8 protein-coding genes are annotated in these 11173 nt (G+C 74.0%); 2 read left to right on the forward strand and 6 right to left on the reverse strand.

Annotation, left to right across the window (positions count from 1 at the left end):
• Nucleotides 1-71: 71 nt before the first annotated feature.
• From Dvina_RS48810 to Dvina_RS48820, 3 genes are read right to left on the reverse strand one after another with little or no spacing between them, the layout of a single operon-like run.
• Nucleotides 72-1169, reverse strand: a complete 1098-nt coding sequence (locus Dvina_RS48810; RefSeq protein ID WP_223098752.1) for a hypothetical protein — start codon at nucleotides 1167-1169, stop codon at nucleotides 72-74.
• A 9-nt stretch (nucleotides 1170-1178) separates the two neighbouring features.
• Nucleotides 1179-1721, reverse strand: a complete 543-nt coding sequence (locus Dvina_RS48815) for an RNA polymerase sigma factor (RefSeq protein WP_223098753.1) — start codon at nucleotides 1719-1721, stop codon at nucleotides 1179-1181.
• A gap of 45 nt (nucleotides 1722-1766) precedes the next feature.
• Complete coding sequence (locus tag Dvina_RS48820) at nucleotides 1767-2288, reverse strand: acyl-CoA thioesterase (protein ID WP_223098754.1); 522 nt, start codon at nucleotides 2286-2288, stop codon at nucleotides 1767-1769.
• Nucleotides 2289-2312: 24 nt separating this feature from the next.
• Here Dvina_RS48820 and Dvina_RS48825 point away from each other — a divergent pair, with 24 nt between their 5' ends.
• Entirely contained in the window at nucleotides 2313-4517 is a 2205-nt protein-coding gene (locus tag Dvina_RS48825) for a hypothetical protein (protein WP_223098755.1), read from the forward strand.
• 1343 nt (nucleotides 4518-5860) lie between these two features.
• Complete coding sequence (locus tag Dvina_RS48830; RefSeq protein WP_246656687.1) at nucleotides 5861-7174, forward strand: carbohydrate-binding protein; 1314 nt, start codon at nucleotides 5861-5863, stop codon at nucleotides 7172-7174.
• Between the two features lie 42 nt (nucleotides 7175-7216).
• On the opposite strand, the gene Dvina_RS48835 is transcribed toward Dvina_RS48830, so the two are convergent.
• Genes Dvina_RS48835 through Dvina_RS48845 form a run of 3 tightly spaced genes read right to left on the reverse strand, consistent with a single transcriptional unit; the run spans nucleotide 7217 to nucleotide 11166 of the window.
• A complete protein-coding gene (locus tag Dvina_RS48835; protein ID WP_223098757.1) occupies nucleotides 7217-9295 on the reverse strand; it encodes a putative bifunctional diguanylate cyclase/phosphodiesterase in 2079 nt (692 codons plus the stop codon).
• 10 nt (nucleotides 9296-9305) lie between these two features.
• Nucleotides 9306-10439: an FIST signal transduction protein gene (locus tag Dvina_RS48840; RefSeq protein ID WP_223098759.1), complete on the reverse strand. Its 1134-nt coding sequence runs from the start codon at nucleotides 10437-10439 to the stop codon at nucleotides 9306-9308.
• Nucleotides 10440-10473: 34 nt separating this feature from the next.
• Nucleotides 10474-11166 carry a TetR/AcrR family transcriptional regulator C-terminal domain-containing protein gene (locus tag Dvina_RS48845; protein WP_223098761.1) on the reverse strand — a complete coding sequence of 231 codons (693 nt, stop codon included), beginning with the start codon at nucleotides 11164-11166 and terminating at the stop codon, nucleotides 10474-10476.
• Nucleotides 11167-11173 lie beyond the last annotated feature (7 nt).

Here is an 11173-nt window from a genome sequence, read left to right on the forward strand (position 1 = left end):
GTGTGGGCGGCCCCTACCCGACCCCTCGGTCCGGTGTGGGCCGCCCCCGGTGCGGTTACGTCTCGAGCGTCTTACTTCTGGGCCTTCGGTGAGCCGTCCTTGAGCACCGGCGAGGAGGGGCGCGTGTCCGGGGCCGGGCGCGGCTGGGTGCCGTAGTCGACGAGGTTGACGTTGACCGTGGTGAGGACCAGGTTCTTCGCCGGCCAGGCACTGCCCGCGTAGCGGCCGGTGGCCGAGTCGAACAGCAGGCAGTCCAGGCTGCCGGCGGCGGCGTCGCGGTCCAGGCACAGCAGGTCGTACGGCCGGTTGTCGATCTTCGCCGTGGTCCCCTTCAGGTCCGGCATCTTGGCCAGCGCCCGGTAGATCGCGGTCCGCTGCTGCGGGGTCCAGAACGGCTCCGAGTAGTTGAGCAGCTCGAAGGCGTCCTTCCAGATCATGCCGTCGGCCGGCCGGTCCGGATACCGGGCCTGCGACCACTGGCGCAGGGCCGCGATCAGCTGGTCCGGGTCGGTGGGCAGGCTCGCCAGATACTGGGAGGTCGGCCGGTAGAGGCTCGCCGGCTCGGCCACGGCCGCGTCGATGTCCTGCTGGGTGCTCGTCGTGTCCATGGACTGCGTGTCGGTCCGCCGGATCCGCAGGGCGACAATTGTCTGCGGGTCCATCCAGACCTCGTGGATGTACTTCTCCGCGCCCCCGGTGAGGTTGTACGTCTTCACGTACAGGACCTGCCCGGCCCCGACCTGCATCGGCTGCGCGCCGGCTCCGGCTGCGGCCAGGCGATCCATCGCGGCGACCGCCTTGGCGTGCGTCGCGCCCCCGTCGCTGCTGACCTGGGCGTCGAGCGGCGCCCGGGTGCCGGGCGTCACCGGTAGGTCCTGAGCCTTCACGCCGCCCGCCGACTGGGCCGCCGATGGCCGCTCGGCCGGGGCCTGACCGCCGTCCTTCGCCGGGCCGCTGCCGTTGACCGCGACCGCCACGCCGACCACGACGGCGAGGGCCGCGGCGGCCCCGGCGCCCGCCAGCACCCACTGCCGGCGCCGGCTCGGCGGGCGGTACTCGCTGCTGGCCAGGCGGTACCGCCCGCGGACGAGTACACCTTCCGGCGGGTTGTCCAGAGCGCTGCGGAACTCGCGCAGTGCATGCAGATCTCGATCGTCAGTGCTGCTCATCGCCCACCCCTAGTTCTTCGACTCGTCGAGTGCCTTGCGCAACTTGGTGCGAGCCCGGTGCAGCGCCGACTGCACCGTGCCGAGGGGCAGGTGCAGCGCCTCGGCGATCTCCGCGTACGACAGGTCGGCCACCGCGTAGAGCAGCAGCACGTCGCGCTGGCGGGCCGGTAGCTTCGCCAGCACCCGCGCGATCGTGCGGGCCCGACGGCGGGCGTCGACCCGCTCGTCGGTGCGAGCCGCGTGACTCTCCGTCGACACCGGCACCAGCAGCGGGTCCGCGCCGGTCCGGGCCAGCGCCCGGTAGCCGCGCACCTCGTCGCGGCGATGGCGGAACAACACGTTGGTGGCGATGCCGAACAGCCACGGCAGCGGGTCGGCGCCGGCCTCCACGGTGTGCCGCTTCTCGTACGCAACGAGGAACGTCTGCGCCACCGCGTCTTCGGCCAGGTCCGGCCCCACCCGGCGGGCGCAGTAGCGGTAGAGCGCCTGCGCGTGCCGGTCGTAGAGGGCGCTGAAGCCGTCCGCGATCAAGAGGTTGCCTTCCGGGTCCACACACCTTCTTGTCCGATGCGGACGGTCGTGTTCCCGTAATTTTCCCTAGCGGCTCGATCGGTGCCGCTGGATGGCGTCCCGGCGGGCGAGACGGTGCTCGCGTCGGATTTCCGCCTCTCGCCACCGGCCCTCGTCGACCGGCGACTCGGGCCGGACGACCGGGACCGGCCGCGGCTTGCCTTCGGCGTCGATCGCGACGAACACGAGGTAGGCGGTGGCCACGACGAGCGGGGCCGACTCGCTGACCCGGTCCCACCGCTCCGACTCCAGCCGGACCCCTACCTCCATCGAGCTGGTGCCGGTCCAGTTGACCTGCGCATACGCGTGGACGAGGTCGCCTACGCGCAGCGGCTCCAGGAACGCGATCTCGTCGATCGAGGCGGTCACGGCGGTGCCACCACTGTGCCGCGCGGCCGCCGCTCCGGCCACGTCGTCGATGAACTTCATGATCACGCCGCCGTGGACTGTGCCGTACAGGTTCACGTCCACCGCCGTCATGATCCGGCTCAGCGTGACCCGCGAGTAACCGGTGGGACGGCTGGGCGGTCGGCCGGTGTGCTCGGTCATGACAAAGACGGTACGGTGCGAGCCATGCGACACGTCGGAAGCCTGATCGCGGGGATGTTGATCGCCCCGATCGCCTGGCTGCTGATCGCGATCGGTCAGCCAAAATCCGGGGAAACCGTCGACAAGTGGGTCAAAGCCGGCTCTTTCGACTCCGTCGACCTGCTGCTCCCCGCCGCATACCTGCTGGGCGCCGGCCTGCTCATCGGCCTGGTCGCCACTCTGCGCATCTCCCCGGTCGGGCCGATCGTCGCGGGCCTGGCGCTGCTGGCCACGTACGTCAGCCTGTTCATCGACCCGCTCTCGGTCATGAGCAGCCTGCCGGCCGACCTGAAGCTGGGCAGCCTCACGGTGGACCTCCGCATCCCGATCGTCAACGGCACCACCGCCGTGCTGGGGCTGGCACTGCTGATCGCCGCCTTCAGCATCAAGCGCTGGCGGACCTGGCCGGCCACGGTGCCCCTGATCGCGGAGCCGGCTGAGCCCGCCGACGTGCACGAGTACCCGCTGGGCCAGGGCCCGGGGATCGCGCCGCCGGTCGCCGCCCGGCCCGGCTACCAGCCGTCCTCGCCGACGACGGCGTTCCCGGCCGCGGCCGGCTCTTCGGCGACGACGGTGCTGCCGCCGCCTCCGGGGGCCGGGCCGTTCGCGCGGCCGGCCAGCGACGAGACGCAGCCGGTGCACCCGGTGCACCCGGTGTCCGGCAGCGGCGGCTACCCGGCCTACGCCCCGCCGGTCGTCTCGGGGCCGCCGGTGCCTTCCGCCGCGTCGGGGCCGCCCGTGGTGTCGGGACCCCCGATGTCCTCGCCGCCAATGTCCTCGCACCCGATGTCCTCGCCGCCGGTTTCCGGGCCGCCGCCGCACTCGCCGTTCGCACCGCCGGTTGCGCCGCCGCCGATCTCCGGGCCGCCGCAGTCGCCGTTCGCGCCGCCTCCGCTGCCGCCGACTTCCGCACCGCCCGTTTCGGGGCCGCCCGTCTCGGGGCCGCCCGGGCCGTTCCCGCCGACGCCGCCCGGTGTGGCGCCGCAGCCGGTCTTCACGCCGCCGCCGCTCTCGTCTGCTCCGGTCTCTTCGCCGCCACCGGTTCCTTCGGCTCCGCCAGTTCCTTCGGCTCCGCCGGTCTCTTCGCCGCCGCCGGTCCCTTCGGCTCCGCCGGCCGGTGGGAATCCGGCCTGGCTGACTCCGGAGTCGGGGGCCGCGCCGCCAGCTTCCATGCCGGCACCTGAGCAGGGGGCCGACGTGGGGGCTATCGGGTACAGCCGCGGTGCCGGCTCGCCGCCGCCGGCCGAGGAGGCCCCGCCGTCGTGGCCGGTCGCCCAGCCGACGTCGCCGCCGCCCGCCGACCTGGGCCCGTCCGGCTCGTGGCCGGTGGTTCCGGCGCCCGGCGGCTCGCCGGACACCGACGACGCCACCCGGCCGCTGCACAGCACGGCCTCCACAACGTCTTCGGCCTCCACGACGTCCTCCGCCTCCACCACCTCCGCGGCTCCCGCCTCGCCGCCGCCCGCCGCTGCGGCTCCGGCTTCGGCTTCGGCCGGCGACGCACCGCCCGCGCTGCCGACCCGGGCCGCGCGGGGGCGGGAGGAAGAGGAGGAGCAGTCGCTGCTGGCCGGCCCGTCGTTCGACGGCTTCGCCGTGCCCGGCCGGCCGGGCCGCGAGGAGGAGACCGAGGCGTTCCACCCGGGCCGCCAGTCCCCCACGCAGCCGCGCCCGCGCCACGCCGCCGCCGGCGAGCAGTCGATCGTCTCCACGAGCAACGACGCCACGACCGAGCACCGGAGCCGCTTCGAGCCGATGGCTCCCACGACGCCGCCGCCGACCGGGAGCGAGGGCGAGAAGACCACAGTCCTGCGGCCGTTCGCCAGCAGCAGCGACGTGGCCGCCGGCATGGGCGAGGCGACGACGAGGTTCGAGGCTCCCGTCCCGGACGCCGAGGCCACGGCCAACTTCGGCTTCGGCGGCGAAGCACTGACCCCCGCCGAGGCGGCCGAGCGCCGGTCCGCCTTCGCCCGCGGCGAGGCCGAGCGCCGAGCCACCGCCGCCCAGTCCCAGCTCGACCGCATCTCGGCCGAGCGGGCCACCCAGAGCCGGCCCGCCCAACCCCCGACCGACGAGCCGCCCGCCGCCGCGGACGCCTCCGCGGACCCGGACGCGACCTCGAAGCTCGAGAACGAGCCGCGCAAGGACAACACGGGCAACTCGCCCTGGGCCCAGCCCCCGCGCGAACGCTGACCCACCCGCACACCACTCCGGCCCCGCCGCTCCCACCGAGCGCCGGGGCCGGAACCACATTCGGCCCAGCTCCACGCCCCGACCGTCCCTCCCCACACCCGTTGCGCCGCGTCGCGCGCGGTCGCGGCCTCTCCCGCACCCGTCGCGGCCTATCGCGCACCCGTCACGGCCATCGATCTCTCGCGCCCGTCGCCCCCTCGCGGCCATCGCTTCCTCGCGGCCCGTCACGGTCGCCACTCCCTCGCGGCCCGTCGCGCCGTGTCGCGCGGTCACGGCCTCTCGCGCACCCGTCGCGGCCATCGATCTCTCGCGCCCGTCGCCCCCTCGTAGCCATGGCTTCCTCGCGGCCCGCCACGGCCGCCATGGCCGCCACTCCCTCGCGGCCCGCCACTCACCCGCGGCCCGCCACTCACTCGCCGCCGTCGCTCCCTCACCGCCCGTCGCTTCCCTCGTAGCCGTCTCGTCCATCACTCCCCTCACGCCCCTCACGGCTGTCGCGGCCTTCGCACGCTCGCAGCCCGTCGCGGCGCGGGTGCAGCACGGCGCGGCACGGCGCGGCGCGGCGCGGCACGGCGCGGCGCGGCGCGGCGCGGCACGGCACGGCACGGCACAGCGCGGCACAGCGCGGCACAGCGCGGCACAGCGCGGCACAGCGCGGCACAGCGCGGCACAGCGCGGCACAGCGCGGCACAGCGCGGCACAGCGCGGCACAGCGCGGCACAGCGCGGCACGGCACGGCACGGTGCGGTGTGCGGTGCGGGCCAGCGCTTCCCAGCACGGTGCGCGCCGGGGCCGGTCCAGCGCTTCACGGCACGGTGCGAGGCGGGCGGTCCGGCGCTTCACGGTCCGGCGCTCACGGCACGGCGCGGTGCGGTGCGGCACGGCGCGGCACGGCGCGGTGCGGTGCGGCACGGCGCGGCACGGCGCGGTGCGGTGCGGCACGGCGCGGCACGGCGCGGTGCGGTGCGGCACGGCGCGGCACGGCGCGGTGCGGTGCGGCACGGCGCGGTGCGGTGCGGTGCGGCACGGCGCGGTGCGGCACGGTGCGGTCCGGCGCTTCGCGGGACGGCACGGCACGGCACCGTCGCAGCGTGGTCCGGCGCTTCACGGAGCGGTGCGGCATGGTGCAGGGCGGGGCGGGCGGTCTGTGTGGTGTGCTCGCTGAGTGTTGGGCGGAGTGCTTGTGGGGCTCGATCGCTTTAAGGAAACCGACCCTTACATTTAATATTGTTAACTGATAGCGTCCCTGTTCATCGATCCATCGATGGGCAGGAGGTCCCGTGAGATCTCGTCGTCAGACATTCGCCCTGGTGACCGGGGCGGCCGCGGCAATTGTCGTCGCGTTGGCCCTCGCGCCAGTTCTCGGGGCCCAGGCCGCCACGAACGCCGCCGCTGCCGCCTGCAGCGCGCCGAACTGGGCCGAGGGCAACACGTATACGGCCGGCCAGCAGGTGACGTACGGCGGGCACACGTACCAGGCGCTGGTGACCCACACCGCCTATGTGGGCGCCGGCTGGAACCCCGCGGCGACGCCGTCGCTGTGGAAGGACCTCGGGGCGTGTACCGGCGGCAACCCGACCAGCTCGCCGTCGCCGTCGCCCTCGCGCACCGCCTCGCCGTCGCCGTCGGTCTCGCCCAGCCGGTCGGCGTCCGCGTCGGCGTCGGCCAGCCCGAGCAAGTCGCCGTCGACGACGCCGACCGGTGGTAGCTGCGGCGTGAAGTCGCGGCCGGCCGGGAAGGTGATCCAGGGCTACTGGGAGAACTGGGACGGCGCCTCCAACGGCGTGCACCCGGGGCTCGGCTGGATCCCGATCACGGACAGCCGGATCGCGCAGCACGGGTACAACGTCATCAACCTGGCCTTCCCGGTCATCCGCTCCGACGGCACCGTGCTGTGGGAGAACGGGATGGACGCCGGCGTGAAGGTGCCGACGCCGGCCGAGATGTGCCAGGCCAAGGCCAACGGCGGGACGCTGCTGATGTCGATCGGTGGCGCGGCGGCCGGCATCGACCTGAGCTCGTCGGCGGTGGCGGACCGGTTCGTCGCCACGATCGTGCCGATCCTGAAGGCCAACAACTTCGACGGTATCGACATCGACATCGAGACCGGGCTGAGCGGCAGCGGCAACATCGGCACGCTGTCGACGTCGCAGGCCAACCTGATCCGCATCATCGACGGCGTGCTGGCCCAGATGCCGTCGAACTTCGGCCTGACCATGGCGCCGGAGACGGCGTACGTGACCGGCGGCAGCGTGACCTACGGCTCGATCTGGGGCTCGTACCTGCCGATCATCAAGAAGTACCTCGACAACGGCCGCCTCTGGTGGCTGAACATGCAGTACTACAACGGCTCGATGTACGGCTGCGCCGGTGACTCGTACTCGGCGGGGACGGTCCAGGGCTTCACGGTCCAGACCCAGTGCCTCAACAACGGGCTCACGATCCAGGGCACCACGATCCGGATCCCGTACGACAAGCAGGTCCCCGGTCTGCCCGCGCAGTCGGGCGCCGGTGGCGGGTACATGGCGCCGTCGCTGGTGTCGCAGGCGTACAACAGCGTCTCCGGCATCAAGGGGCTCATGACCTGGTCCATCAACTGGGACGGCTCGAAGGGCTGGAGCTTCGGCGACAACGTGAAGTCGCTCGAAGGCCGGTAGTCAGGCGTTATGAGGGGCCGGGCGCGATGCCCGGCCCCGTTTTCATGCCGCCCGGTAGGCCGGCGGCGCCTCCAGCAGCGGCGGGATCGCGGCCGGATCGAGCGGCCGCTGCAGGTGAAAACCCTGACCCAGCGAACATCCCAGCTTCTGTACCGCCTCGAGCTGCGCCGCATTCTCGATGCCCTCGGCCACCACGCGAAGGCCCAGGATGTGCCCGAGCTCCAGGATGCTTGACAGCAGTGCCATGTCCCGCCCGGTGAGCTGGGTCCGGGCGATGAACGCGCGGTCCACCTTGAGCTCGTCCACCGGCAGGTCGCGCAGGTAGGCCAGCGACGAGTAGCCGGTCCCGAAGTCGTCGATCGACAGCTGGAGCCCGCGGGCCCGCAGCCGGTTGAGGGCCAGCACGGCCGGCTGCGGGTCACTCATCAGCACCGACTCGGTGAGCTCGAGCGTCACCGCGTTCGTCGGCAGCCCGGCCGCGGCCAGGATGCGGGTCACGTCCTCGACGAAGCCGGGCCGGACCAGCTCGCGCCCGGACACGTTGACGTTGAGCGTCAGCCCGGGCCGGCGCCGCCGCCAGGCCGCGACCTGCCGGGCCGAGTTGGCCAGGACCCACTGCCCGATCTCGGAGATCAGCCCGGACTCCTCGGCGATCGGCAGGAACTCGCTCGGCGTCACCACCCCGCGCTCGGGTGAGTGCCAGCGCAGCAGGGCCTCCACGCCGACGACCGACTCGACGTCGAGGCGGACCAGCGGCTGGTACTGCAGCGCGAACTCCCCGGCGGCCAGGGCCCGCTGGAGGTCGGCTCGCAGCGACAGGTAGTCCAGGGCGGCCGCGTGCATTGCCGGCTCGTAGACCACTACCCGACCGGGGCCGTCCTTCTTGGCCCGGTACATCGCGAGGTCGGCGCAGTTGAGCAGCTCGTCCGGGGCGGCGCCGGCGGTGCCGGGGAGGGCGACGCCGATGCTGGCCCCGATGTACACGCCGCGGCCCTTGACCCGGAACGGCTCCCGGACCGCGGCGATGATCCGCTCGCCGGTCGCCACCGCCGTGTCGCGGTGCGCGTCGGCCAGCAGCACCGCGAACTCGTCACCGCCGAGCCGGGCCACCGTGTCGCCGCTGCGGACCTGGGCCCGGATGCGCTCGGCCACCGCGGCGAGGAGCTGGTCGCCGGCGTCGTGGCCGAGGCTGTCGTTCACCGCCTTGAACCGGTCCAGGTCGATGAAGAGCACACCGGCCCGCGGGCGCCCGTTGAACGCCTTGAGGAACAGCGCGCGGTTGGGCAGGCCGGTGATGTGGTCGTGGTGGGCCTCGTGGACCTGCTCGACGGTCCGGGCGTCGGTGAGCGCCAGGCCGACCTGCTGGGCGAACGCCTCGACCTGGTCGGCGTGGTAGCCGGCCCCGGCGACCCGGGCCACGAGCGCGCCGGCGGTCTCGCCCGTCACGTGCACCGGCACGGCGATGACGGTCCGGCCCTCGGCGTCCTCGTCGACGTGCAGCTCGCCGGTGCGCATCGCCGCGGCGGCGGCCGGGTGGGTGGCCTCCGACTCGTTCAGGATCAGCTGCACGTTGGCCCCGCCGAGCAGCTCGGCCGCGGCTTCGGTGATCGTGTCGAGAATCTCCTGCAGCGGGCGCCGGCTGGAGATGGCCCGCTGGATGCGCAGCAGCGTCTCCACGAGCCGGGCCTCGCGCTCCCGCTCGGCCCGCAGCGTCTGCTCCGCGGCCAGGGCCCGGGCTCCGCGCAGGGCGGCGCCGAGCATCTGGGCCATGCCCTGCAGCGTCTGGCGCTCCTCGGGGCCGAACGCGTCGCCCGCCCGGCCGAGGATCAGGGCGCCGGGCAGCCCCGATCCGAGCTGCGACGGTACCGCGAAAACGTCGGAAAGCCCTTGCAGGCCCACTGTCGCGCCGGCCGGCGGCAGGGTCACCAGGTCCGGTCCGGGCGCCCGGCCGCCGAACCCCCAGGCGCCGCGGACGCGCCCGGCCAGCACGACGAGGCCGACCTCGGCCTCGATGATCTCCACCGCCCGCTCGACGGCGAGCGCGATGGCTGTCTCCTCGGAGGCGGCGGTGTTGACCGCGACGAAGTACTCCGTCAGCTGCTGCGTTGACCAGTTGGGCACGTCGCCCTCCTCAGGCCAGCGCCAGGGCGACCAGGGTGAGCTGGTGCAGGCCGGCCGCGCCGCGGATGCGGGCGATCTCGCCGAGCGTGTAGAAACCGGCGAACGGCCGGCCGAGCGCGGCGCGCATGGCCGCTACCTCCGCGGCGGTGCCGCCCTCGCCGAGGGTCAGCTTGCGCCCGCCGCAGTCGAAGGCGAGGGCGCCGAGCGGTTCGGCTCCCTGGAGACCGTCGACAGCGGCGCGCAGTGCGGCCGGCCCACCGGCCACGAGCTCGTCGCGCTCGGCCTCCATCAGCCAGACGAGGGCGCCCTGCTGGATTTCCGCGGTACCGAAGACCGATCGCTCTTCGTCGTCGCCCCCGTGCAGCGACCGGATGTCGAGCCCCGTGCGGCGGGCCAGCCCGACCGGGCACAGCTCGATCCCGCCCTGGAAGAGGTCGGCGGCGGTGCCGGTGACGCCACGGCGGCGCAGGAGGACGTCGAGGGCCGGCTCCCCGTCGAACTCGTAGATGCGGCCGCCGGTGGCGCGGGTCACCACGAGTGGCGGCTCGGCCGGCCGCCAGCCGTGGGCGACGCCGATGCCGATGGGCCGGTCCGAGCCGATGGCGACACCGACGACCCGGCCGGAGCCGCCGGTGGTGAGGCCGCCGACCAGTGGTACGGCCGCGCCGACGACCGAGTACGCGCCGCGGACGATCTCGTGCGGTCCGAGCGCCTCGCCGTCGGCGAGCAGCAGCAGGACCGAGTGGTGCGCGTCGACCTCGGCCATCATCTCGGTCATCGCCGTGGCCGCCTCCGCACCGGCGGCGCGGGCGCCGAGCGCACCGACGTCGGCCGTGTGGGCGCGCACGGTGAAGCCGGGGCCGCCGAAGGCCGCGACGGCCACGCCGTGCTCGGTCGCGCCGGCCGGGCTCAGCTCGCCGAACCCGGTGCCGGTGACGACCACCGCACCGCTCGCCTCGGCCCGCACGAGCTCACGGACGGCGGCCTCCATCGCGGCGGGGTCGTGCCCGCCGGATGTGAAGACGAACACCGCGGCGGGGGTACGCCCGGCGATCGCGGCGGCCGCGGCTTCCGCACCGGCCTTCGCGGAGTCGGCGGCCGTGCTGTGGCCGGCGCCGAACCAGCGCTCACTCGTGCTCGACATGGCACTGCTATCGGCCCGCGGCGGCCGAAGATGACTAGAGGCTCGCCGCGAATCCGTCGAGCAACCAGTCGAGACCCTCGTCGAAGTTGGCGATCCACTCCTCGATGCCCCCGCGCAGCAGTCCCGGCCGCCCGGCCTCGGCCAGCCGGGGCAGGTCTCCGGTCGCGACGAGGTCGGCGAAGTACGCGTCGGTCGTGGCCTTCCACTCCTCCTCGGTGAGGGAGTCGCGCTGCCGCGTCGCGAACTCCTGCGCGCCGAGCGTCACGAACCCCCAGAGGTAGGTGTCGACCGCCCGCAGCAGCCGCAGGGTCCGCTGCGGCGGCAGTCCGAGGCCGGCGACCGCCTGCAGGGACTGGTCGGCGTGCCGGGCCGCGTTGGGCCCGATCGGGGCCCGGGCCCCGAACACGCCCATCACCCACATGTGCCGGCGGCCGACCTCGATCTGGCGGTGCAGGACGGCCTTCAGCGCGGCCCGCCAGTCCTCCGGCAGTGCCCCGGGCACCAGCATCTCCCCCAGCACCCGGTCGACCATCAGGTCCACCAGGTCGTCCTTGCGCTTGAAGAACGAGTAGAGGCTCATCGGCCGGGCCGCGAGCTCGGCCGCCACCCGCCGCACCGATACCGCGTCGAGCCCCTCGCGGTCGGCCAGGTCCACCGCGCAGGCGACCACCGCGTCCCGGGTCAGCTTGGCCGGCCGGCCGGGGTCCGATTGCGTCCACACCGTCACTCCGGCA

The organism is Dactylosporangium vinaceum (assembly GCF_019904175.1).
GTDB classification, from domain to species: Bacteria; Actinomycetota; Actinomycetes; order Mycobacteriales; family Micromonosporaceae; genus Dactylosporangium; species Dactylosporangium vinaceum.

Coding starts and splice junctions, on each gene's coding strand:
- Dvina_RS48810 (WP_223098752.1), bottom strand. CDS start 1,169: ATGAGCAGCACTGACGATCGAGATCTGCATGCACTGCGCGAGTTCCGC.
- Dvina_RS48820 (WP_223098754.1), bottom strand. CDS start 2,288: ATGACCGAGCACACCGGCCGACCGCCCAGCCGTCCCACCGGTTACTCG.
- Dvina_RS48825 (WP_223098755.1), top strand. CDS start 2,313: ATGCGACACGTCGGAAGCCTGATCGCGGGGATGTTGATCGCCCCGATC.
- Dvina_RS48840 (WP_223098759.1), bottom strand. CDS start 10,439: ATGTCGAGCACGAGTGAGCGCTGGTTCGGCGCCGGCCACAGCACGGCC.